20 protein-coding genes are annotated in these 25,386 nt (G+C 43.3%); 11 read left to right on the top strand and 9 right to left on the bottom strand.

The window, feature by feature from the left end; all coding sequences use genetic code 11:
* Positions 1-230 precede the first annotated feature (230 nt).
* Entirely contained in the window at positions 231-2,078 is a 1,848-nt protein-coding gene (locus OCU77_RS20645) for a M3 family metallopeptidase (protein WP_048900624.1), read from the top strand.
* 84 nt (positions 2,079-2,162) lie between these two features.
* Complete coding sequence (locus tag OCU77_RS20640) at positions 2,163-3,002, top strand: hypothetical protein (RefSeq protein ID WP_244915171.1); 840 nt, start codon at positions 2,163-2,165, stop codon at positions 3,000-3,002.
* 164 nt (positions 3,003-3,166) lie between these two features.
* On the opposite strand, the gene OCU77_RS20635 is transcribed toward OCU77_RS20640, so the two are convergent.
* On the bottom strand, positions 3,167-3,586 hold the full coding sequence (locus tag OCU77_RS20635) for a DUF3010 family protein (protein WP_048900626.1): 420 nt from the start codon (positions 3,584-3,586) through the stop codon (positions 3,167-3,169).
* A gap of 99 nt (positions 3,587-3,685) precedes the next feature.
* On the opposite strand from OCU77_RS20635, the gene OCU77_RS20630 reads away from it, so the two are divergent.
* From OCU77_RS20630 to OCU77_RS20620, 3 genes are all read left to right on the top strand, one after another.
* A complete protein-coding gene (locus OCU77_RS20630; RefSeq protein WP_107302725.1) occupies positions 3,686-4,138 on the top strand; it encodes a methyltransferase family protein in 453 nt (150 codons plus the stop codon).
* Positions 4,139-4,433: 295 nt separating this feature from the next.
* On the top strand, positions 4,434-5,753 hold the full coding sequence (locus tag OCU77_RS20625; protein ID WP_048900627.1) for an L-cysteine desulfidase family protein: 1,320 nt from the start codon (positions 4,434-4,436) through the stop codon (positions 5,751-5,753).
* A 253-nt stretch (positions 5,754-6,006) separates the two neighbouring features.
* Entirely contained in the window at positions 6,007-6,507 is a 501-nt protein-coding gene (locus OCU77_RS20620; RefSeq protein WP_048900628.1) for a GNAT family N-acetyltransferase, read from the top strand.
* A gap of 150 nt (positions 6,508-6,657) precedes the next feature.
* Here the strand turns inward: OCU77_RS20620 and OCU77_RS20615 are convergent, their stop codons facing one another.
* From OCU77_RS20615 to OCU77_RS20590, 6 genes are all read right to left on the bottom strand, one after another.
* A complete protein-coding gene (locus tag OCU77_RS20615; RefSeq protein ID WP_048900629.1) occupies positions 6,658-8,694 on the bottom strand; it encodes a methyl-accepting chemotaxis protein in 2,037 nt (678 codons plus the stop codon).
* 481 nt (positions 8,695-9,175) lie between these two features.
* Positions 9,176-10,249, bottom strand: coding sequence for a hypothetical protein (locus tag OCU77_RS20610; protein ID WP_048900630.1), 1,074 nt, complete (start codon positions 10,247-10,249; stop codon positions 9,176-9,178).
* A gap of 300 nt (positions 10,250-10,549) precedes the next feature.
* Positions 10,550-11,950 (bottom strand): fructose-specific PTS transporter subunit EIIC, encoded by a 1,401-nt coding sequence (locus OCU77_RS20605; protein WP_048900631.1) that lies wholly within the window; start codon positions 11,948-11,950, stop codon positions 10,550-10,552.
* 12 nt (positions 11,951-11,962) lie between these two features.
* The gene (locus tag OCU77_RS20600) at positions 11,963-12,403 is read right to left on the bottom strand and encodes a PTS sugar transporter subunit IIA (protein WP_048900632.1); all 441 of its coding nucleotides are present in this window, start codon (positions 12,401-12,403) and stop codon (positions 11,963-11,965) included.
* 271 nt (positions 12,404-12,674) lie between these two features.
* On the bottom strand, positions 12,675-13,913 hold the full coding sequence (gene manA / locus OCU77_RS20595; protein WP_390624782.1) for a mannose-6-phosphate isomerase, class I: 1,239 nt from the start codon (positions 13,911-13,913) through the stop codon (positions 12,675-12,677).
* Between the two features lie 167 nt (positions 13,914-14,080).
* Entirely contained in the window at positions 14,081-15,994 is a 1,914-nt protein-coding gene (locus OCU77_RS20590; protein ID WP_048900633.1) for a PTS fructose transporter subunit IIABC, read from the bottom strand.
* Positions 15,995-16,362: 368 nt separating this feature from the next.
* Here OCU77_RS20590 and OCU77_RS20585 point away from each other — a divergent pair, with 368 nt between their 5' ends.
* On the top strand, positions 16,363-17,202 hold the full coding sequence (locus OCU77_RS20585; protein ID WP_048900654.1) for a helix-turn-helix transcriptional regulator: 840 nt from the start codon (positions 16,363-16,365) through the stop codon (positions 17,200-17,202).
* Between the two features lie 61 nt (positions 17,203-17,263).
* On the opposite strand, the gene OCU77_RS20580 is transcribed toward OCU77_RS20585, so the two are convergent.
* A complete protein-coding gene (locus OCU77_RS20580) occupies positions 17,264-18,040 on the bottom strand; it encodes a PTS sugar transporter subunit IIA (RefSeq protein ID WP_048900634.1) in 777 nt (258 codons plus the stop codon).
* A gap of 16 nt (positions 18,041-18,056) precedes the next feature.
* On the bottom strand, positions 18,057-18,359 hold the full coding sequence (locus tag OCU77_RS20575; protein ID WP_048900635.1) for a PTS fructose transporter subunit IIB: 303 nt from the start codon (positions 18,357-18,359) through the stop codon (positions 18,057-18,059).
* A gap of 268 nt (positions 18,360-18,627) precedes the next feature.
* Here OCU77_RS20575 and OCU77_RS20570 point away from each other — a divergent pair, with 268 nt between their 5' ends.
* From OCU77_RS20570 to OCU77_RS20550, 5 genes are all read left to right on the top strand, one after another.
* Positions 18,628-20,496: a fructose-specific PTS transporter subunit EIIC gene (locus tag OCU77_RS20570; protein WP_048900636.1), complete on the top strand. Its 1,869-nt coding sequence runs from the start codon at positions 18,628-18,630 to the stop codon at positions 20,494-20,496.
* 188 nt (positions 20,497-20,684) lie between these two features.
* Entirely contained in the window at positions 20,685-21,200 is a 516-nt protein-coding gene (locus tag OCU77_RS20565; protein ID WP_048900637.1) for a GNAT family N-acetyltransferase, read from the top strand.
* Between the two features lie 159 nt (positions 21,201-21,359).
* The gene (locus tag OCU77_RS20560; protein ID WP_048900638.1) at positions 21,360-21,617 is read left to right on the top strand and encodes a YdcH family protein; all 258 of its coding nucleotides are present in this window, start codon (positions 21,360-21,362) and stop codon (positions 21,615-21,617) included.
* Between the two features lie 307 nt (positions 21,618-21,924).
* Complete coding sequence (locus tag OCU77_RS20555; protein ID WP_048900639.1) at positions 21,925-23,904, top strand: HAMP domain-containing methyl-accepting chemotaxis protein; 1,980 nt, start codon at positions 21,925-21,927, stop codon at positions 23,902-23,904.
* A 2-nt stretch (positions 23,905-23,906) separates the two neighbouring features.
* The gene (locus OCU77_RS20550; protein ID WP_239686067.1) at positions 23,907-25,247 is read left to right on the top strand and encodes an ABC transporter substrate-binding protein; all 1,341 of its coding nucleotides are present in this window, start codon (positions 23,907-23,909) and stop codon (positions 25,245-25,247) included.
* The last annotated feature ends 139 nt before the right edge of the window (positions 25,248-25,386 follow it).

The following is a 25,386-nucleotide window of genomic DNA, read 5'->3' as shown; positions in this document are numbered from 1 at the left end:
AAATATCTCTAAATAGACACCCCCTGCTTATAGAGGCTCGTTAGTGTAACGAGCCTTTTTTTATTTGGGCGTAAGTACTGCAGGTTCAATAAATGCGATGCTATGTGGCAATATCACTAAGAAAAGAAAGCGTTATCTTGCTGACTGTGCTAAAAAAACAGTGAATTATAAGGAATTTATTTGCTAGGCTTATGTCGTACTAGCCTAGATAGTCATAATAAGGGACGAGCATGACCGCAACAGCCTACCTCAATACATTAAACCAAGCATATCTAACCGTTCACCGTGAGAAAGAAGACTTTTTCTGGGAAACTTACATGGGAACCAGTGATGATCATGATGGTTCGGCAAAAGCCCAAACGGCATGGACAAACTTTATCAGTGACGCGGGAAAAATTGCTGAAGTAAAAGCACAATTAGCTGCTGCAGATGCGATTACTGATAGCAAAGAACGTGAACAAACAATCACTGGCTTGAAAGGGTGGTTAGCAACCTTTGAGTCGCATGCACTTGAGTCACAACAAGCTCAAGCCTTAAAAGCTGACATCATTAAGTTTGAAGCTGATTTGTTTGAGAAAAAACAAAATCACGCTATGTGCTATATCGATGAAAATGGTCAGCAGGCAGAAGGGTCGTTACCTGTACTGGGGGCGAACATTCGCAACAGTGGCGATGTAGGTGTTCGTCAGTCATCGCATCAAGCCTTGCTGGATCTTGAACAATGGTTATTAACCAATGGTTTCTTAGATTTGGTGAAGCTGCGTAACAAATTTGCACGCTCACTGGGTTATGACAACTTCTTTGATTTCTCGGTTGTAAAAACGGAACAAATGACGGCTAAAGAGCTGTTTGTGATCCTTGACGATTTTGAAACTCGAACACGTGCAAGTAACCAATCGAGCTTAGATGAATTAGCGAAAAATCTAGGCGAATCCGCGTTACAGGGTCACAACTTCGTGTATTCCTTCTCGGGTGATGCAATGCGAGACTTGGATGCTTATGTTCCTTTTTCACAATCACTGCGTCGCTGGGTGGAATCTTTTGGGCGCTTGAATATTGATTACTCGGGCGCTGAGCTTACGTTAGATTTACTGGATCGTAAGGGTAAGTATCAAAATGGTTTCTGCCATGGTCCTGTACCTTCATTTTATGACCAGGAAAGCTGGATCCCAGCCAAAGTAAACTTCACCAGTAACGCTAAGCCTGATCAAGTGGGTAGCGGTTACGATGGCATCAATACCTTATTCCATGAAGGGGGGCATGCTGCGCACTTTGCCAACGTTAAAATGAACTCACCGTGTTTTTCACAAGAGTTTGCCCCTACATCTATGGCGTATGCAGAAACACAATCTATGTTCTGTGACAGTTTGCTTGAAGATGCTGATTGGCTTAAACAATATGCATTGGATGCAGAAGGTCAGCCAGTACCCGATGAGGTAATTAAAGCCTTGGTGGATAGCCGCCAGCCGTTCCGATCTTATATTGAGCGTAGCATTTTGGTTGTGCCGTATTTTGAGCGTGCGTTGTATCAATTGCCTGAAGATCAATTAACACCAGAAAATGTTACTCAGCTTGCCCGTGACATGGAGCGTAAGATTTTAGGACTTGCGTGCAGCCCACGTCCGTTATTGGCTATTCCGCACCTATTGTCAGATGAAGCAGCATGTTCATACCAAGGCTACTTGTTAGCGCATATGGCAGTATTTCAAACTCGTGCTTACTTCACCGAGAAATTCGGTTACCTAACGGATAACCCAGAAATCGGCCCATTACTGGCTGAGCACTACTGGCATGCTGGTAACAGTGTTAATCATAATGGCACCATTATGCGCTTAACGGGTGAAGGGTTTAATGCCAAGTATCTGGCTGATGAGTGTAACTTATCGAAAGAGCAGGCATGGGCACTTGAAAAACAAAAAATTGCTGCATTAGCGGATCGTCGCCGCGCTGATATTTCGCCATTAAATGCCACGATTTCTATTGTGGATGGTGCGATGAAGCTAGCGGATAACAGTCAGTCTGATGGTGTGATGTGCCATGACTTTGAAACCTACATAGTGTCAACGTACGGCCGTTAATACATTTTTTTAGTGATATAAAGACCTGCCTCGTAATGTGTCGCAGGTCTTTATTGGTTGTAATTTGGGATGAGGAATGGGTAGATGCCAATGCATAAAGCTTATCAGTTGCTACCACTCAAGGCATCATTCTTGATGAGCTTGATATTGGGGACATTAACAGTAAGCGGGGGGGTGACCGCAGGTGAATTTGAGCCTAAAAGTCATGCTGTCGTTGGGTGCCCTGGCGCGATGTTTACCCAGCAAGCCCGTGTTTTTGATGCAATCACGATTTGTGCAACAGAAAAGGTCGGCATGGACAAACTTCACCATGCCGCTAATGTGACGGCGAAATGGCTTGATAACAATGATGATGGCATTGTCGATGAACCTGCTTTATTGCCAGCACTTCGCCAACAAGGTGCGATGTTGTTCATGAGCGCAGAAGGTTTTTCTGATGAGGCCTTTGATATTTTAATGCCTGAACTCGAACACCGTGTTGGGCAGGATCTTGCTGCAAACGAAACGGCACCCATGATAGGGCGAGACGCCTCGCAAGAAGAGATCCATCACCTTATCGTGAATGCGGGGTGGCAATTTGTTTATCCGCAGGTTTTTAGTAGTCAAAAAGACCAAGCAAGTGCTTTGTATCAACAATGGGAAAAAGCAGAAGCTGCGGGGTATTACGATTATGGCGATCCAACCTGTGATGATGAGTGCAAAACGGTTGAGTTCTTTTATTTAGCGACAGCGGCCTATTTAGGTTCTGATGCGGATTTAAAGTCTGATGAAATGCGGATTAAAGATAGACGTTCATTACGTCAGCGTCTTCCGGGTATTGTCGATTTAATGGAATCGTCTGACTACCATTATCCCACGTACATCTGGCCTGATGGCCAATATCAACATGCCAATAATATTCGCTATTACGGCACTGATCGCTAAATGTTTCGTAAGTAGTGCTAGGTAGTTGGGGGTATGAGTGCTGGCAAAAATAAAGCGAAGCCTGTTGGAACAGTACTTCGCTTTATTTGTATCATTACAGACCAGTTGCTAACGCAGCTTGGTGGGTTAGCCCATCACGCTGCTTGACTGATCATTGTCAGTAATTAGTTCAATTGCGCGTAAGCTGTTGTGAATGCAGCTTCTTGGAATTGGCGTAGGCCAGTGCTACGGAAATCAATCATCAGTGGGTTACGCTTAAGAGACTGTTTGATTTCAGCTGTGCTAATGAACTGAACATCAAGGCCATCGATAAGTTGGATTGCTGATTCAAGCTTAAAGCCAATCGCGCTGCCAGCAAACTTACCGCGTGTTTCACGGGTACGGATAACAACTTGATCAACTTGGTAGTCGTCTAGTAGCTTTTTAAATGCGAATTGGAAGTCACGCATTTCTTGGTTATCCAATGAATCCTTGATGATGAACTTTTGAGTTCGGCAATCAGGGATATCAATCATGCCACTATTTTTGTTTAACATGCAGATAATAGCTTCATTGCTACGTAACTCAACAGCACAAATTTTCATGTATTCACCTATCATTTGATTAGTGGGCAATTTTAAGCATTTTTGTGAAGTTTGTCAGTTGTGTTTTTCAGTTAAATCCGTTTTGGGTAGAAAAAGAGTATGTATTTAAAGTTACCACCACCGTTATTAATGATAATTACCTTTGGCTGTATGTATTTGTTGGCGCAACATTGGCCATTATGGGTGTTTTCTTTTTGGGGACAGCAAGCTGTTGCCTTGGTGTTATGTTTACTTGGTGCACTCTTGGGGTTATCAGGTGTGCTGTCGTTTTCCAGAGTACGTACGACGGTTAATCCGCACAAACCCAAAAATGCATCCAGTTTAGTGACGAGCGGCATTTATCAGTATTCACGTAACCCTATGTATTTAGGCTTAGTGCTCTTTTTGACTGCCGCATGGTTTTATTTAGGTGCGTTATCACCTGCTGTGATGATCATCATTTTTGTTAGCTATATGAATCATTTCCAAATTGAGCCTGAAGAAGAGGCGCTTAAGTTGAAATTTGGGGAGGCTTTTTCTGACTACTGCCAGCAAGTAAGGCGTTGGTGTTAATACTAACATTTCAACTAACTTATTATGCTAAGTTTGCAACTAACATGTAGCTTTTTAGCTCAACTTAGTAGGTTGTTGTTTTGTGATGCTCGTCATATTTAGAAATTTTCCCTCTTTTAGTTATATATTGAAGAAATATTTCCCATAAAGGGGCTGTTTTATATCTCATAAAGCAAACCTTTTTTATGAAGTTAGCGTTATATTTACCCACATAATAACTAAGGGCATGAATGCCTTTTCTAATAAGCACTTAGGCAGTGGCTACTGCCTTTCGCATACTCTAGTGGTGAATAACGTGAACAAGCAATTTTGGAATGGTTTTACTAATATCGTTAAGAAAGAAGTTGTCCCAGCACTCGGTTGTACTGAGCCTGTTTCTGTTGCGCTAGGGGCGGCCATTGCGATGCGCCGACTTGCCGATTTAGACCCGCTTCAAGACGAAGCTCGTAATGAGCAATTACGCATTGAAGTTTTGGTTTCACCTAACCTCATGAAAAATGGTATGGGTGTCGGTGTTCCAGGTACGGGTATGGTAGGGCTACCAATTGCTGCCGCTGTTGGCGCACTGGCGGGTGATCCTGATGCTGGTCTTGAAGTGTTAAAATCAATCACGCTTGACGATGTCGCTAAAGCAAAAGTGCTACTTGATGAGCAGCGTGTTTCTGTTGGTGTCGCGGCAGTTGCTCATATTCTTTATGCTCAAGTGACGCTATTTGTTAATGAACAGTCGGTTTCTGTCACTATTGCAGATGCGCATACTCAAGTTATCGAAATCCGACAAAATAACAGTATTATTTACACAGCAGAACCCGTTCAAGCGAGTGATAAATCGCAGCAAGATGCTTCACCGTTTGCCGATGCCACGGCACTTGATGTCTATGAGTTTGCAACGACAGCACCACTAGAGGATATTGCATTCATCGAGCAAGCTTATCAACTTAACGATGCCTTATCGTTAGAAGGGCTAACGGGTAAATACGGTCTGCAAATCGGTGCCACCTTCCAGCGCAATATCGACCGTGGTTTGCTAAGTAAAGACTTGCTGACTGATATTATGCGCCGTACGGCTGCAGCTTCAGATGCGCGCATGGATGGTGCCATGAAGCCCGCGATGAGTAATTCAGGCTCTGGTAACCAAGGTATTGCGGCGACTATGCCTGTTGTTGTTGTTGCAGAGCACTTAAAGGCCGATCGTGAAACCATGATCCGCGCATTGATGCTGTCACACTTAATGGCGATTTATATTAAGAGCCATCAAAACAAATTGTCAGCACTGTGTGGGGCGACAACGGCATCCATGGGCGCAGTGGCGGGTATGACATGGTTGCTTGGTGGTCAGTTTGCACATATTAGTGCAGCTATCTGTAATATGATTGGTGATATTACAGGTATTATCTGCGATGGTGCGAAAACCAGTTGTGCAATGAAAGTATCGTCTTCAGCCAGTGCTGCTATTAAAGCGGCAATGATGGCCCTTGATGGTATTCGTGTCACAGGCGAGGAAGGCATCGTTGATAATGATGTGGATGCGACGATTCGTAATTTATCCGCATTAGCCAATGGCGCAATGACACAAACAGATGTTCAGATTTTAGAAATCATGGTTCAAAAGTAAGGGCTTAAATTAAGCCGCACACTAGATTTATATGCTACTTATAAAGCCTTTCTACCTTTACGCTCGGTAGGAAGGCTTTTTGGGTTTTACTGCTGTGATGTTAACTTCAGCTGCGTGTGATCCCTGATTGACTCAAATTAGTAGTTAAGGTCTTTTGTCTACGTCCCTCTTATTAATCGTAATGATTTCAGCGACAAAGTTTCGTAAGATGCTGTTCTGATAATAAAAATGAAAGTAATAAAGACGCTTAAAAATGACTTTTAAAATAAGAAATGTATCTTTAGACGATGCTGAAGGTATTACGCAAGTGCTCAACCCTATAGTTGAAGAGGGCTTGTACACAGTCTTAGATACCACTTTTACTGCTGCAGAAGAAAAAGCTTTTATCCAAAGTTTTCCCAAGCGAGGCATTTTCACCGTTGCTGAACATCAAGAAAGTGGTGTAATTGCTGGTTTCCAACCAGTAGAGCCGTTTGCAGATTATACACGTGCCTTTGATCATGTTGGTATTATTGGTACGTTTGTGAGCAGTGATTTTCATCGCCAAGGTATTGCTAAGTTGATGTTCCAAGCGACATTTGAAGTGGCAAAAGAGAAGGGATACAGAAAGCTTTTTGCATACGTTCGTAGTGATAATGAGCGTGCTTTGGCTGCCTACCTTAGTCAAGGCTTTGAAGTGATAGGGACGGCAAAGCAGCATGCCAAAGTTCGCGGTGAGTATGTTGACGAAGTGCTTATCGAGAAGTTCTTGTAATACTTTTTCGATTCGCTTTTTTTCCTTGCAGGATCAAGCTAACAGAGCGGATGCCTAATTTATATAAACAAGCGAGATAAAAAAGGAGAGGCGAGTGCCTCTCCTTGTTTTTTGTCTTTGGCACTTTCTTTGTGCTAAAGCACGTTGCTGCTAGTGGAAGTAGTCAACTTGTTGTTGAAGTTCCTTCGACAACCCTTGCAGGTTATTAGCACTTTGCGATGTTTGAGCGGCAATATCGCGCCCTTGACGGTTCAGGTTACTGATCTCCGTTGCATTGGTGGCAATTTCTTGTGAGACTTGCGCTTGCTCTTCTGAAGTAGCAGCTATGACTTCTGATTGGGCTGCAATAGACGTCACCTGAGTCGTAATCCCTTCTAACGCTAAACCGGCTTGGGTTGCTTGCTCTGTGACTAGCTTCCCTTTCTTCTGGCTCTCAGACATCATGGTGACGGCACTGCTTGTACAGCCGCGTAGTTGTTCAATAATACCTACCACTTCTTTCACTGATTCTTGTGTGCGATGCGCCAGTGTCCGAACCTCATCGGCGACCACGGCAAAACCTCTACCTTGCTCGCCTGCTCGTGCTGCTTCAATTGCTGCATTCAATGCTAATAAGTTTGTTTGTTCAGCAATTTCATCGATCATGCGAGTCACTGACTGAATGTTATCGCTCTCATGGCTAACTCTATCAATAGCGTCTGCCGACTGTCTTAACTGATCATTTAACTCTGCGACTTCAACGCTAACTTGTGAAACTAACTCTGAACCCGAAGCGCTATCCTCATTAGCAGAACGGACGCTTTCAGCAATGGATTCAACTTGTTCAGCCACTGATTTCGCAGATGACGCCATCTCTTCGATAGCGGTAACAACTTGCTCTACTTGTTCTTGCTGAATATCTGATTGACTTAGACTGTGTTGCGCATCGTCAGAAACACTGGTTGCTTGGCCTTGAACTGATTCGCTGGTATTGCGAATTGAGCCAACCAGTTCATTTAATTTGGCGGCCATATTATGGACACCACCTGTAAGGCGTTCGATTTCATTACCTGAGTGGATATTACCTTGCTCCATAGATAGAGTGACTTCACCTTGGCCTAGACGATCCATGTAGCCTGCGAGTGTGGTTAGAGGTGTTGTCATTTTATTTAGGTAAAACCCTAAAATGATGAAAGTAATGATGCCAGCAACAAGTGCGACAATAACAATAATAGTCAGTAATTGCTGACTACCTTTGGTTACTTCTTGAATGAATGTGCCACCGAGTAGCTTCCAATTCCAGCCTGGAACTTCTGTATAGACAAGGTATTTTTCACCGACGACGCCATTATATTCAAATGGATACTTGATTAAGCCACTTGTGGATTCGAAGAGTTGAGCAAAAGGTTTGTTACCGTTGTAGTCGGCAACATTAAGAATAGATTCACCTTTCTGCTTTTTCTCTGGGTGGTACAGATATACACCTAGGTTACTTTTGTCATTATCAATCACTATGGTGTAGCCAGTATCACCCCAACGAACATTACTCACGCTCGAAAATACGGCTTTGGAAGCTTCTTCAATAGAAAGTCCAATAAAGGAAATAGCAACAACCTGTCCATTTGCATCTTTAATTGGAGAGTAATAGGTAAGGTAATCGTGGCCAAATAACACAACCTTGGCATAGTAAGGTTGGCCGTTCATCAGCTTGTTATAGCCAGGGTGGTTTAGCCCTAACTTACTGCCAAGAGCGCGTTGTCCGCTATTGTTTTTTAGTGATGTCGCTACGCGTACAAAATCGTTACCTGATGCTACAAAGAGGGTTGCGATAGCGGTTGTATTTTGAGTAAAACGGTCAACGACTTCAGTATCGTTGATCATTGATTTACCATTCAGAGTGACATTTTGTACGGACTGTCCAGCAAAGTTGACGGTATTGTTTTCAATTTTAAGACCGTGCATATAACCGAGACGAAATGCACTTTCCAGTTCTTTGGCACTTTCTAAATAAATATTGAATTGTCCCGCAATACTTTCAGCCATGGCTTCCAGTTTAGATTGTTGCTCTTGTAGTGTTTCTTCTAGCAAGATATCTGCGGAATTACGATAAACAATCGCAGCTACGGAAGAAAAAGCGATTATAAGTAATACGCTAATCACCAGCTTTAATTGGAAGCCGATGCTTTTATTATTAATTGTTTTCCACATTATGTTCTATCAAGGACTGAGATCCTATTACCCTCTGTAGAGATAAAGGCGCAATAATGTATTCGGCAAGGGTATGTGTAAATGATTGATTATTAATAAAAGTGACAATTGCGCCTTTTATTGATCTGTATTATTTAAACTTATTAAAAAGTGAAAAGTAAAATTACGCATTTAATGTGCAGCTGAGTTTATATTCTTTGGTGAAAAACTGATGCCGCATCATGGGTGTGAGTGATTATTGAACAGTGGTGAGATGCCCATTTTTATTATTTATAAGCTTATCGTCTTTTATCTGATTTTAATTTGATGACTATCACTTATTTTTATACCTCAAGGTGAAGAAAATAGTCAGCACTTACTTCGTTCATGCTATTAATGAGTAAATTAAGCCATGATCTTAATTATTTCCTCACGTTTTGCTGTGTATAAGCAATACGTGAGGAAGTTTGAATTCTGTTTTTATATTAGAATAGATGAGAGATTACATGCCGTTAATTACAGTATTTCGAAACGCTGCGTTGTCATCAAGACTATCGTAAGTAACGCTATAAGGTTGCATGACATAATCAAATGCAGCTTGGAATTTAGAGATTCCGGGCTCTGTATTTGGCGCAATATGATCGTCTATAGAGCCTGAAATAATGTGTCCGCGCCATTTTGTTGCACCTGATTGGTAAGTATCACTTTTGCCGCTGCATGACGTCGATTGTGGGTCGATAGGGTTCACCATTTCACCATTGTTAATTGCTTTTTGGTGAGCAGTTTTACAGCTTTGTTCAATTTGATTTATGACCTTAAAAACCTGCCAAAAATCTTGTGTGCGAGCCCCTTGCGTATTGAGGTAACGCAGTACCATATTGTATGCGCCATATTCACTGCTTGCGTCAGTGAGTTTTAAATTGACGGCCTGTTGCAACCCATCATGAGTGACTTGAGTTGGTGCCATACCTGTTTGTGTAATAAACGCATTAAGTTGGCTATCGCTAGCGGTCTCATTAGTAGAAAGTGCGGTTGCGACAGCTTCAGCAAACCAGGTGTGAGAATCATTGAGGCCAGTAGGACCGATCAAGCGTGCTTGGTAAGTGTGTTTGAGTTCGTGTTTGATCAGGTTATCTAAGTTTTCACCTGAACGATTTGGGCCAATAACAAAACCTAATGCGTTACCTGCACCGTTGGAGCCTTCACTGGCAATGACACAAACTTCTAGTGGATGTGTGTAATCAACGTTAAGATCTGCCCATGTATTCCAGCTGTAAGCTGCTAAGTCTATGTTGAACGTATTTTGTGCAATACGTACAATTTCTTGTAACTTATCGTCACTGACATTGCCTTTTTTACCAATAATAAAATGGTCAGTACGGAATTTTGCATTCTCATTAAAACAATGGCTGGTTGCATTCATCGCTGAGTCATCATTTTGAACCTTAATGTGCGGGTAAAGGTTACTGGGTTCAGATTGATTGTTACTCTCAGAGTTATCGCTATCACTTCCACAGCCATTTAACCCGATTGATGAAATTAAGCATAAGCCGATCAATTTTGTATTAGAACGCATAAATTCCCTTAATGTTTGAACTGTAAATAACGAAAAGGGATTGTAGATGTCTGATGCGACAGGGTTATGATTGGGGTCAAAAATATGCTTTGTTGTTATGATGGCAAGGGGCGTTTTGATTATATTCCCCCGGGGTAAGTGTGAATGGCAGATATGAAAAGGCGCTGATTACTCAGCGCCTTTTTGTAGAGAATATGGGGGAATCTTATTCTCCATACTTAGTTTTATACACTCAGGGTATCGTTTGAACAAGCTTTGCTAGCCAATGACTTTGTAAGTAATTACTAGCGTAAAGCCGTATTATCCTTGAATCAGTGTTGCTGCTTGTTTCATTGCTTCTTTGGTTGAACATTCGAAGACGTTAGCGTTTGCAAAGCGGTGTGCGTCTTTCACTTGGATGTCGTGCGCCAAGATAACAAGCCTTGCGTTAGCAACATCTAAGTCAGTAATGCGGTTTTGAATGCCATTTTGACCTTGGGTTTCAACTTTGATCTTGATGCCTGCCGCTGCGCCTGCTTTTTCTAGTGCTTTCGCTGCCATAAAGGTATGAGCTACGCCAGAAGGACAGCAAGTGACAGCAACAACATCGTATTCGCCTTCACCCGCAACAGGTGCTGCTTGTACTGGTGTTGTGTTTTGAACCAGTTCATCTTCCGCTTCTTCTTGTGCAACAGGTTTCCAGAAACCAACGATAAGTGCTGTTGTTAATGAGCCAAGTGCAATACCGACAACATACATTGGAATGTTGCTAGAAACTGGTGCTGTGATTAAGCCACCCCAAGGTGCATGTAGTAGTACATCGGTTAGGAAGCCAAACACACAGCCTACGATACCGCCGGCAACAATTGATGGAAGAACACGCATTGGATCATTTGCTGCGAATGGGATTGCACCTTCAGAGATACCAATAGAGCCCATGATCGCTGCCGCTTTACCTGCTTCTTGCTCTTGTTTGGTAAATTTCTTTTTGAACATAAAGGTAGCAAGTGCCATACCTAGAGGAGGAGTACAGATTGCAATGCCCACACCACCCATTAGCCAAGGTTGAGTATCAACTTGCGTTTGAGCAAATAGGGTTGCCACTTTGTTGATTGGGCCGCCCATATCAAAGGCCGTCATGCCACCTAAAATAGTACCTAGAACGATTTTTGATGCTCCTGCCATAGATGCCAGGAATTCGTTCATCGATGCCATAAAGAGCTTAATTGGCTCACCGATGCCCCAAAGAACAACACCAGCAGAAATTAGCGTGCCAAGCAGAGGGTAAATAAAGTACGCACCTAGCGCGGTCATATTTGCTGACAGTGGGATTTTCTTCAGTTGGAATACAACGCCACCAGCGATAAAGCCTGCCACGATACAGCCAAGGAAGCCACCGCCCATATCAGCCATGATTCCTGATGAAATCATCGCGGGTGCCAGTGCCGGTTTATCTGCAATAGAATATCCGATGAAACCACCCAAAATAATTGGGAATAACACTAAACCTTTAATACCGATATTTGAAATATCAGCTAATAATCCATCAGCTGGCACCGCACCTTTACCTGATGCCATTACTGCAAGAGCAAGTAATACACCACCCGCTACAATAAAAGGTAGCATGTGAGATGTGCCAAATAAAAGGTGACCTTTTAAAACACTTAGCGTCTTTTTAAAGTCGCTGTTATTGCTAGGTGCTTGAGCTGTTATTGTACTCATGATTATTGCGCCTTATGAATTAATTAAAGTAGTTAGAATTTGCTGTTCATCTTTCGCGTTATGGATATCTTCAATAAATTCTTCGCTGAATTTTCCAAATAATTCTTGAAGAACGTAAATATGGTGATCAGCACCGTTATCAGGCGATGCAATCATAAAGAATACGCTTGGTTTGATACCGTCTTCATCGTCGTAATCAATCCCGCCAGCCTTTACACCAACTGCGATTGCAGGCTCTATGACGGCTTTACTTTTTGAGTGTGGGTAAGCAATACCATCGGTTGATGTGACACTTATGGCTTCACGAGTTTCGACGTCGTCCAAAAAACTTTCTTTACTGTTGATACGATTATTATCAAACAACATTTGAGCAAGTTCGGCAAAAACTTCTTTTTTTGTATTCGCCGATAATTCTTTTTTAATAAGATTAACGTTTGTTAGTTTAGTGATCATTTTGTGACTCGAGAGGTATTTAAGTAATACGTTTAAATTAAGCCATGATGAGAAAATCAGAAATAGTAAAAAAAGACCATCAACTATACTTTTGTATCACCCTATTTTAAGTGTGACTAACGTCATTAATATTATATCGACAAGATCACATTAATTAAGCTGGTTCATCAAATGAAGTTATAATTTCAATTAAATGCCGAAATAAAAAAGCCTCGCATAAGCGAGGCATTGTTAGTGTTGAATCATTTTAGGGCGTATTTAGGCTTACCATTTAGTTATAAGCGCGTGCGACACGTCCAGCACAGTCAATTTGGTAGCTTTGTGCATAAGCAGGAATAAACACGGATTGGCCTTTTTCAATCACACAAGATTCACCGTCTGGGTGGGTGAGCGTCATGCCTTGGTCGAGCGGAAGTAAAATCTCAGCACTATGTGTGTACATTATCCTTTGGTGGGAATGTTGAATAATGGAAAACTTGAAATCATCAACAGGGATAGGGTAGTCCCAAATATCATCCGATTTATTGGGCTGCAACAATAAGCTATCAAAGGGCTTTTCATCAAAACGTGTACAGGCGACCAACTCGTCGATATCCATGAATTTAGGCGTCAGACCGGCACGCAGTACATTATCTGAGTTCGCCATGATTTCAAGACCAGTACCTTTGATATAAGCATGTGGAGTTTCCGCATCTAAGAACATGGCTTGCCCTGGTTCCAGCGTAATCACATTAAGCAGCAGTGGTGCAAATAAGCCGACATCGCCAGGGTATTGGTGCTCAAGTTCAGCAATTAAAGCAAACAGTGGGTCATCTGATTGATTGGTATATTTCTTGGCATATTCATTGGCATAGCTACTCAGTTTGGCAAGCGCCTGATCTTTTTGTTGGCCTGTCATCGACAGCAAAGCAGAAAAGAAAGTCGCGAGCCCTTGAGGGGTTAGGTTGGCTTTGAGTTCGTCTAACCATGCTTTGATCTCGGGGATCGCAAGCTGCTCAAAGTTGGCAATGATCTGATCGATTGATCGAAAGCCATTCATTGCTTGATATGAGGTTAGGGCGTAAACCAATTCGGGTTTGTGATTCGGATCTTTATAATTACGATTAGCCGCATCCAGTGGAATGCCTTGTTGTTGCTCTACAGCAAAGCCTCGTTCAGCTTGTGCTTTGTTAGGGTGTACTTGGATAGATAAGGCTTTTTCTGCGGCTAGAATTTTAAATAGATAGGGCAGTTCACCAAAACGGTTAGCGATCTGCTCGCTTAAAAACAACCTGTGGTTACAATCGATCAGCGTTGAAAGCTTGGTCGCGTGCTCACCATAGCCGACTGTCGAGCAACCATTAGGGTGTGCCCCCATCCATACTTCGGCTTGGGGCTCTGCGCTTGGATTTTTTATATCAAAAAGCTGATTAATGGATGATGTACTACCCCATGCGTAGTGTTGAATCACATTCGTCATTGGGAAAAATTTACGCATTAGTGTCGGAATGAGCGCGAGTTGCATCATCATTTGTTGTTGTTGGACAAGTTGCGCTGTTGCTGGGTTTATAGCTTGTGTGGAAGCAACCGCAGTGGCGAGAAGATCAGACATCAGAATCACCATGAGAATTTAGGGAAATATGAAATTGGCTTGAGCAGATCAGCTCAAGCCATTGATGAGTTACTTGGAGTAAGGCGCTAGGCAGTTACTGCGATGAGCTTTGCTTTGCGCATTTTTTTCAATGCGACACAAGTCAGTGCTGTTACGATTGCGCCAGCAGCCATACAGATCAGGGCCAGTAGTGGATGGTTCATCGCACCAAGCAAGGCAACAACAGGCCCCCCGTGTGCCACGCTATTTGTGATACCGAAAGAGAACGCCATCACCGCTGCTGTCATAGAACCAAGTACGTTTGCGGGAATGACAGAGAGTGGATCTTGTGCGGCAAAAGGAATCGCACCTTCAGAAATACCGACTAACCCCATGGCGCCCGCGGCTTTACCTGCTTCAATTTCTGATGATTCAAACAGTTCGAACTTACGGCCTAGCGCTGTAGCTAGCGCCATGCCCAAAGGTGCAACAGGAATGGCACATGCCATTGCGCCCATGAATTGGGTTTGGCCGCTGGCTATCATGCCCACAGAGAACAAGAAGGCGACTTTGTTGAACGGACCACCCATATCAAAGCCAGCCATACCGCCGAGTACGATGCCCAGTAACACTACATTGCCTGTACTCATGCTTGTTAATAGCTCGGTAAGACTTGTCATTAAATCAGCGATAGGGGCGCCAATAACAAAGATAAATAGACCAGCAATGAAGAGTGAGCCTGTAATTGGCGCAATCATAATAGGAACAAGTGGCTGGATAAATTTGTGGTAATTGATAGAGACAATAAACTTCACGAAGTAGCCGACGAGTAAACCCGCGACGATAGCCCCGATAAAGCCAGTACCTGCCTCTGCGCCATAGAATGAGCCATTGTTAGCTATCCAGCCGCCAATGAGACCAGGTGCAAGAGCTGGGCGATCAGCAATAGCGTATGCGATATAGCCTGCAAGAATTGGGATCATTAAGGTGAATGCCACGACACCCACATCTAAGATCTGATTCCACATGCTGCCAGCTGGGATTGCCATGCCAGCTTCTGAGGGTTCGCCGCCAATGGCTAACGCCAGTGCGATTAACAACCCCCCGGTTACGACAAACGGAATCATGTGTGAGACGCCGTTCATTAGGTAGCGGTAAAGATCAGAGCGTGCTTCAGAGGCTTTACTGGAGATTGAGGTTTTATCGGAAGTTGAGCTTGTCGATTCGGCTTCATAAGCGGGGGCCGCAAGCGCTTGAGTAATTAACCCCTGGGCATCACGAATTGGAGCTTTTACATTGGTTTTGATTAAGCGCTTGCCTGCAAATCGGGTTAAATCGACTTGTTTGTCACATGCCACAATAATGGCATCGGCTCGTTCAATCTCTTCTGGTGTTGGGCTGTTCTTAACACCGATTGAACCGTTGGTTTCAACCTTGATGCCGTAACCTAAAGCTTTGGCCCCTTTTTCTAAGGCTTCTGCTGCAAGGTAGGTGTGGGCAACACCTGCTGGACAACCTGTTACCCCAATTACAAAGCCTTGCTGTTGAAGGGAGTCTGGTGCTTCAACGGGTTGTTGTTTTTCGAGTAACAATGCTAAGGCTTGCTCGTTAGACGCAGCATTCATGAAGCGGTCGATGAAACCCTCTTCAATCAGTTTTGACGATAATTCAGCCAGCACTTCAATATGGTGATTATCACCACCATCAGGCGATGCAATCATGAAAAAGAGTTTAGATGGCAGCCCATCTTCGGCACCGTATTCTATCCCTGTTTTACTGACACCAATGACGACAGCTGGTGTGATAACGGCTGCGCTTTTTGCGTGAGGAAGGGCAACGCCTTCTTCAAAACCTGTATTACCTTGTGCTTCACGTGCCTGTATATCAGCAAGGAACTGTGCTTTATCAGAAATGCGACCTTGTGAAAAAAGAACCTCAATGAGCTCTTTAAATACCGCTTCTTTTGAAGTGGCTTGAAGATCCAATGTAATCAATTCTTGGTTGATTAATTTGGTGATCATGTTTAACCCCTAATACTTTTATTGTTGTGCTAGGGGTATTTTGAAAGTTAGTGGTAGGAGTCTGTAGTGCAGAAAAAATACATTTACTAGAGGATTGTAGCCACCGAATAAGAGTGTGATTTTGATCGTTAACCTTGCGGTTCTTTCAAGAAAACCAAGAGGGCTTGAACTGCTCTAGGCCAGTGACAGCAAGGTGTGGTGATATGTTGAGCCAATTTTTTTAGCGACGCACTTACTAGAGATTTACGTCTTTAGCTGGATTTTTGTAACCTTGAATAGAAATTGTGATTTTGCTCAATAGCTAATAATTAAGACAAGAGGTATATCTATACCGCATAGCATTACAAATGCGTTTTGAGAGTTTGAAAATGGTATTTCATGATTTAATTTCTTCGGTGCTTAACGAACGAGAGCCGTTAAGCAATATCTGGTTTGCGGGCGATTTCCACACACCGCCACAGTTTAGTTATCAGGTGAACTTTCCACGATTAGAGCTAGTGTTGGACGGTGAGTATATTAATGAATTGGAAAGCCATGAGCGGATGATCACTAAAATCACAGCCAAAACGGGTGATGCGATTTTTGTGCCGCCTAACTGTTGGAATAAACCTGACTGGGACACTAATTGCTCAGTGCTGAGCATGTTGTTTGGTCGTCGCCAATTAGGATTGAGTTTGGTGAGTAAACGAAAAGGTGAAGCCAGCTTTTATGATATTCAAAAGCACAGTATCCAAACACGTTCAGGTTTTGCTATCGATAATATTCTTGAGGCATTGAGTTCATTGGCACGCGAAAGTAATAAGAAGCCAATGGATGAACTCTTATTACAAGCCTTACTGCAGTACAGTAAAACCATGCTTGATGCTCCTATCGAGAAATCGCACAGCCGGGTACAAGACCTGTACCAGGGCATTTGTATCTATATTCAGGAAAACTTCCACCGCCCTATAACACGTGACAGTATCGCATCGCGTTTTAGTATTTCAGCTAATCATTTATCACGCTTATTTCGTCAGCAAGGTCACATGACTTTAGCTGATTATATTACTTGGGTACGTATAGATAGGGCGAAATTTATGCTCAAGAAGTACAACTTTAAGCTCAATGAAGTATCGCTTCGCTGTGGTTTTAAAGATGTGAATTACTTTTGCCGTGTATTTAAAAATCGTACGGGGCGCACACCAACAGATTACCGTGGATCTATTTGAATTAAAGAGGGGCTATTGAGTGAAATGAAATAGCCCCACACAAGCGTTGGCATGCACTGTGTTATGGCAGTAAGCGCGACATGGAGTACATCAATAAGGCTTGTAGATCGATACAGCTCTTAGTGAGAAGTAATCGTTCAGGAAGTTGCTCACACAATAAATTACGCGTCAGGTTCGTTGCAGAGATAATTTGTTCGCGGGTTGGTTTTGCAGGCATCACCAGTGCTATAGCGAGGTGAACTTCCCCCATTTTTGATTCCCAGTTAATCGGGTTATCACTGGAGATAACGGCGACAGAAATATGGTCAATGTCGGTAAACATCACATGGGGAAGGCCGATACCCGGTGCGACACAAGTTGATGACCGTTCTTCACGCTTGATGAAGGCGAGGATCAATTCATCCGGTTCTTGAGGGTGAATCAGCTGTGCCAGCCCCTTTAAACATTCAAACTTAGTTAATTCAGTCTGCGCTTTGGCATAGTGCCATTGGATCTCGCTTGGAGGGCAAATTTGAGGCAAACGTGCGGTTAACTGGCTCGAAAATTCATAATTAATGTGTGCGCCTATTAACGTAAAGTGCTCGGCAATGATGTCTTTAATCACAAAGCATGCTAATTCGGCATCAATGCCTACAGCCGTTATCTGACACAAATCACCATTAACCAAACCTACTTGTAGCATAGCAACAGATTTGGATAATTTGGCCGTACGATTACGCGTAATATTAATAATACGAAGTGTGCTTTTGAACTTTTTTGATAGATGAAGCAAAGGCTTAGCCACATACGCGCTGGCATTGGCATCATCGACAAAAAAGGTGATTTGGTATTCGTTCATTGGCTATATCGAGTGTTTATTCGCGGCAGTGAACGAGGAAGACTTTATCTACGTTGAGTAATACGTCTTCAATAGGAATACGTATGGTGTGCATTGCTTCGAAGCGTGCAGCATGTTCAACCTCAATGTCAGAGACGATTAATACTTTATCTGCTTGGGCGATATCATGCGGTGTCAGCTGGTTTTCAACCCCCATTGCACCTTGTGTTTCAACTTTGATGTGAACATTGTATTTGGGGGCTGTTTTCATGAGTGCATCTGCTGCCATGTAAGTATGCGCAATACCTGTAGGGCAGGCTGTGACAGCAACAATTTTCATAATTTTTCTCACGTCCATTTTTGCGGATATTAGCACAGCCGATACGGAATACATTATTTTGAATGCGTTAAATGAAAGACGCATATCACAGTTTGAATACCATGTTACATTTATCCAGTTAATGCTTCTTTAGTCCTATATAACCCACAGGGGCGGATCGCTAACCTAAGCCGAGCAGAACTCAGCTTGGACGTGCAACAAAGCGTGAAGACAGGCTAAGGTAATCATTATTTTTGACTGAGCATATAAGGGTAGTTTAGGGATAACAATGGACATTACAGACCTGATCGAACCAGAGATTATTTGCTTAGATCTACAGGCCAAAACGAAAGAAGCCGTCCTTCAAGAGTTGGTCGATTTATTGGATGGGGCTGGCAAGCTTGCCAATAAAGAACAATTCTTGGCCGATTTATGGAAGCGAGAGGAAATTGGCAATACCGGCTTTGAAGAAGGTATCGCTATTCCTCACGCAAAGAGTGATGCGGTGGCAAAGCCAGCGGTTGCGGTGGGGATCAGCCGAACAGGTATCGACTATGGGGCTGAAGACGGTGAATTATCAGATGTCTTTTTTATGCTGGCATCGCCAGATGGTCAAGATCATCATCATATTGAAGTGTTAGCTCAGTTATCCACTAAGCTGATTGAAGAAAGCTTTATCACTCAGCTTAAGGCGGCGGAGTCCATTGACGCTGCGCGTGCACTTTTAACCGATATAGAACCAAGCGCGCAGACCCAGCCGGCTTTTTCATCTTCGAATTTTGCGCCAGTGCCGCTTAGTCCTTTTAAGCAGCGTCTTGCGCACATTAAAGAGCACTTGCTATTTGGCACTTCTCATATGATCCCTTTCATCGTAGCGGGGGGCGTATTGCTATCCTTGTCTGTCATGATTTCAGGGCATGGTGGTGTGCCAGAGACAGGCGTGCTTGCCGATATTGCTCAAATGGGTATTGCTGGGCTGACTTTATTTACGGCCGTCTTAGGTGGTTATATTGCTTATTCCATTGCCGATAAGCCTGGCTTAGCCCCCGGTATGATAGGTTCTTGGGTTGCTGTTAATCATTACGATACCGGATTTTTAGGGGCCATTGTGGTTGGCTTTTTTGCTGGTTTTGTTGTGCGAACACTTAAGAAAATCTCATTGCCCGATAGCATGAGTTCACTTGGCAGTATTTTCATTTATCCGCTAGTGGGAACTTTTGCGACATGTGGTGCTGTGATGTGGGTAATAGGAGCACCTATTGCTGATGCCATGGTTACCTTAAATGCATGGTTAACGGGCATGGCGGGTTCAGGCAAAGTGCTGCTGGGTACGATTTTGGGGGGAATGACAGCCTTTGATATGGGTGGCCCGATCAATAAAGTGGCGACACTCTTTGCTCAAACTCAAGTCAATACTCAGCCCTGGCTTATGGGGGGCGTGGGTATAGCGATCTGTACACCGCCACTGGGGCTTGCTTTGGCGACCTTCTTATCACCGAAAAAGTTTAAGCGTGACGAACGTGAAGCGGGTAAAGCGGCTGGGATCATGGGAATGATAGGGATCAGCGAAGGGGCGATCCCTTTTGCGGCCGCTGATCCTGCGCGTGTTCTACCTGCGATTGTCGCGGGTGGCATCGTGGGTAATGTAACGGGTTTTATGTTTCATGTCCTAAATCATGCGCCTTGGGGCGGTTGGATTGTATTGCCAGTGGTTGATGGCAAGCTAGGGTACATTATCGGCACCTTAGCTGGAGCATTGACTACCGCTTGTATTGTCATCGCCCTGAAGAAGAACGTGGTTGAAGATGATCAACAAGACATAGCTGCGGGAAGCTACGGTTCGGTGGAAGGTGAAGGAGTAGCCGATATTCTTGCTGTTACCTCTTGTCCGTCAGGTGTGGCCCATACTTTCTTAGCGGCAAAATCGTTAGAGAAAGCAGCTTATGCGATGGGTGTGCAAATCAAGGTGGAAACGCAAGGTGCCAACGGCATAAACAATCGCATCAGTGAGCGAGATATCGCCCGCGCTAAACTTGTGATCTTTGCTCACGATGTTGCGATTAAGGAGCCTGAACGTTTTAAGAATATCGCCATTATTGATGTGAGTACTAAAGATGCCATGCTTAACGCCAGTGCTTTGATCCAATCGAAGCGTTAACCAAAATCACAGCCACAGAAGTAAAAAATCAAAACGTAAATGTTGAAATTTCTGTTTGACCTGTCTACAAGTTTACACTTTACAGTGCACGCCTTATCAAGAGTTGGTGATGTCATAAATCATCAACAGTATATTTAATACTTAGGCCATAAAGCGGCCTGTATTAGTGATTAGACGAAAGGTTTGTAATGAAAATTAGAGCGCAAGAAACGTCAGACAATAATGCAATAGAAACCCTTACTTATCGCGCATTTGAAGGTCATCCTCACCATGCTCCAGGTGCGAAGCCGACAGAGCATTTAATCATTAACGGACTCCGTAATGAGGGGGCTTTAACCCTCTCATTAGTTGCGGAAGATGCATCAGGCATTATTGGGCATATCGCTTTTTCTCCTGTTACAGTGGCTGGTATCACTTCTGCGTGGTTTGGGTTAGGCCCAGTGTCTGTGTGCCCCAATCGACAAGGTGAAGGCATTGGGAGTCAGCTGATAAATATTGGCGTTGAGATGATGAAAACGCGTGGAGCGGAAGGCATTGTTTTGCTTGGTGAACCAGAGTATTACGGTCGCTTTGGTTTTAAAGCTCATTCTAACCTGACACTTGCTGGTGTACCTGCTGAGTATTTTTTAATGAAACAGTTAAGCACCACGGATGTTGAGTTACCAACAGGAAATGTGGCTTTTCATTCCGCCTTTGATGGTTAAATTGAATGCAAAGTGCCAGCTTAATACGCTGGTGCTAGGTAGGGGGGGAGAGATAGTAAGGTGATAGCCTTAAACTTAGTTAGTTTGCGTGGCAAACCTCATTTCTTTCAATAAATTACTTCTATACTGATGAGTAATCTGACAGAAGAGGGAACGCGGATGCTAAATGAAAACCATGCTTTTATCTTAGATTTTCCTGAACTCAAATTAGATATTGTTCAACTTAATCATGATGACCCAAGCTTTAAGGCTGACCTTCAGCAGTATCATGAATTAGATTACGATATTCGTCAGTTGGAAGTGTCAGGTAGCCCGATTGATGATAACGACATGCACAACTTGAAACTTCAGCGTTTAAAACTGAAAGATCAGTTACATAAGCAGCTTATTCAACATCACGACAACGCAAATAGCTAGCTAATCCTACCGACTCATTAATTCACGGTTATACCTCGTAGCCAATTGGCGTCTATTTCATAAAGAACTAGGCGTCAATATCCTCACTTTTGTCTCTCAGACTGCTAGCGTTATCTTCACTCTTGCCGTTTCTGGTTATCTTACTCGTCTTGCTTGTTTTTATAAATCTGTGATCTATTTAATAAAATTGATTTTATTGCTTTTAATTCGAGGTGTGAAATAAGTATATTGCATGCTGATGGGATATTGACTGTTTGAACAGTAATTTCCACGCCATTACCGCTACGCATAATATAAGAAGTGAATTATGTCTCTCTCGATAGTACAAAGGACTATTGCTGGTTTCGCATTGATGTTTCTCTTAATCGCCATTGTTGGTGGTATTAGTTATAGCAACACCAATCGCATACATAGCCGTCTACTTGATGTAACAGAAAACTCTACGCCTATGGTTATTTCGTCGAGCCAGCTTTTGGCTAATCTTCTGGAAAGCCAGCTTATGCTGGTGGAATACAGAGCGACGGATGATACGTCAAAATTACCAGCACAAAAGCAGGCATTTGAACGAGCAAAAGCGCAGTTTGAACAAGCAAAAATGCACGTAATTTCACAAGCGAACAGCGAGCAAGCTCAGAACGCACTTCGCCCGGTATTAATTGCTTCTGAACGTTTCTTCCTATCCGCTGAGTCTGTGATTTCACAACATGATCAATTGGTTTCTGTGAATACGCAGCGGACTGAACTTAATGAAAAGTTTCTTCGATTAGAAGATACCTACCAATGGGCGGCTAATTTGTTGTTGCAACGTGCAAGCGTGAAGCGTTCTATGCACAATCGCGCAGAGTTGATTACTAGCGGTATTGGTCGAGATTTAAAAAATCTACGTCGAGCCAATGCAGAAACTGACTTAGGCGCATTAGGCAAAGTATTAGCAAAAGATATTGAAATCGCGAGTCAGCGATTAGCTCGCATTAATGTCGAATCGGATGTTAAAGCGCGTTACAGCCGCAACTTGAATAAAGTGCGTGATCTGACATTAGGCAGCCAAGGATTATTGGCTGTGATGGCTGAACAGCAAAGATTAGGTCATGCCATTTTAGCGCAAAACCAACAAGCGCTTGCGCATGTCGTTACGACCCAAAATGCGTTAGAAGATTACGTTAATTATGCACGTCAGGTAGCAACACAAAGCCGCCAAGCTGCGGATGAAGCGGTTTCAAATGCTGAGCTAATGATTTTGTTTGCTGCCTTTATTTCAGCGGCTGTTGCGTTGATCGTTGCCATTTCTACGGCAAAGAGCATACATACACCGTTAAAATCAATTAATGCTGTTTTACGTAAAATGACAGCAGGTGATATGACGCAACGAACAAACTACCAATCTTCTTGTGAGTTTGGGGCATTATCACAATCTATTGATCAGCTATCTCACAGTATGGCGGACATTTTAAAGCAAATTAATCAAGGTTCAGCCCGTTTAGTGGATGAAGCCAACAAAACAGCCAATATTAGCGAGCAGGCGATGGGGCGTGTAGAAGATCAAAAAGCACGAACCGATCAAGTGGCTGCTGCGATTTCTGAATTAGAAGTTAGCGCTAAAGAAATCGCTCGTTCATCGGATTTAACCGTTGTCGAAGTGAATGAAGCGAATTCAGCAACGCAAGCTGGGCGAGATCAAGTGGCACAAAACCGTTTGATCACAGAGCGCCTTGCTAACGACATCACTGAGGCCGCTGGCATAACCCGTCACTTAGAAGGTTTTAGTAATAATATTGGTAGCATCTTGGATGTGATCCGCGGCATTGCAGAGCAAACCAATCTACTTGCATTGAATGCTGCGATTGAGGCAGCGCGAGCTGGTGAGCAAGGGCGAGGTTTTGCTGTTGTTGCCGATGAAGTGCGCGCATTAGCCAATCGAACTCAGCAGTCGACGGAAGAAATTCAGCATATGATTCAAAACTTACAACAGAGTGCCGCCGAAGTGGTGTCTGTGATGGCTCGAAGTCAGCAGCAGACTGATGAGTGTGTTGAGCAAAGTCGTTTAACTGATCAAACTTTGCAGAGTATTGCTGAGCGCATGATGCAAATAAATGAGATGGCAGAACAGGTAGCACTTGCGACAGAAGAGCAGATCTCGGTAAGCCAACAAGTTGCTGAACACATCAATGGTATTGCGCATGTTGCTTATAACGCAGAAGCAGAAGCTCGAGAATCAGCAGATAGCAGCGAAGCACTGTCAATGCTGGCATCGCAACAACAAACATTAATTGAACGCTTTAAGGTGTAGTGATGATGGATCTACGTAATAAACAACCCATGCGTCGCTCACCGCGTACAATGACTACTTGGTGTCTAGCAACAGTCGTCAGCGTTGTGGCTTTAACTGTTAGTACGCCCGATGTTGTGGCTGCTGATGCTTCGATTCAAGGAAGTGTTGTGATTGACTCTTGGCGTAATGACAATGCGGTGTGGGAAAAAACGATTATTCCTGCATTCAACAAACATTACCCCAACATAAAAGTGGCGTATCGTGCGCCTACTGATCCTTCAACATTTAATGATCAGCTTGCTAAAGATTTGGCAGCAGGGACGGCGGGTGATTTGATTGCATGTCGCCCATTTGATGCCTCTTTGTCGCTATTCAAACAAGGTTATTTTAGCGATATTACTGAAATTGCAGGAATGGAGAACTTTCCTAGTTTTGCACTCGGCCCATGGCAAACAGATTCTGGCGCCCAAACCTTTTGTTTACCTATGGCATCGGTAATCCATGGTTTCTTTTACAATAAAGCCGTGTTTAAAGAGCTGGGGATGGAGGCGCCAACAACAACAGCGCAATTTACGCAGGTACTTGAACATGTTAAACAAAGTGGTAAGTACGTGCCTTTGGCTATGGGCACCAAAGATAAATGGGAAGCGGCTACTATGGGCTTCCAAAATGTGGGACCTAATCACTGGAAAGGTGAAGATGGTCGTTTAGCGCTTATTCGCGGTACGGAGCGCTTTTCAGATAAAGCCTACCAAGAAACATTTCAACAATTAGCATCATGGCAACCTTATTTAGGGCAAGGTTATCAGCAACGGGGTTATAACGACTCGATCACTTTATTTAAGTCGGGTAAAGCCGCTATTTTCCCGGCGGGCTCTTGGGATATTTCAACCTTTGATAGCAGCATTGAGCTTGGTGTGTTTCGCCCACCAGTTGAACATGCACAGGGAGAGTGTTACTTCAGTGATCATACTGATTTAGGTATGGGATTGAACAGCAAAGCGAAGGATGATCCAGCGGCCAATGCATTCTTACATTGGATGACGACTGCAGAATTTGCAGAGTTAATGACGAATGCGTTACCAGGCTTTTTCTCGTTATCAAATCACTTTTTTGATGTGAAAAACCCCATCGCAGCAGAAATGATGGCATGGCGTGATGAATGTGATTCTACAATTCGCAATTCAGCTCAAATTTTATCACGTGGTAAGCCAGAGCTTGAGAATCAGTTGTGGCAAACGAGTGTTGGCGTAATCAATGGCACTATGACACCAACTCAAGCAGCACAAACAATCCAGCAAGGGTTAGTGTCTTGGTATGAACCTCAAAAAAACGCAAAATCATCCCCTGTGTGCCAGTAAGCATTAATCACATTTAAAGTCACCGAAAGGCATTTTTGTAGATAAGCAAAAGTGCCTTTTTTGTTCCCTATTGACTGAAATCGCATTGAAATAATAAAAAATGACACTGATCATTGCAGCTAACAGAAAGGTTAATTAA

This window comes from Photobacterium swingsii, assembly GCF_024346715.1.
Lineage (GTDB): Bacteria > Pseudomonadota > Gammaproteobacteria > Enterobacterales > Vibrionaceae > Photobacterium > Photobacterium swingsii.
This window is presented reverse-complemented; position numbering and strand designations above follow the sequence as displayed.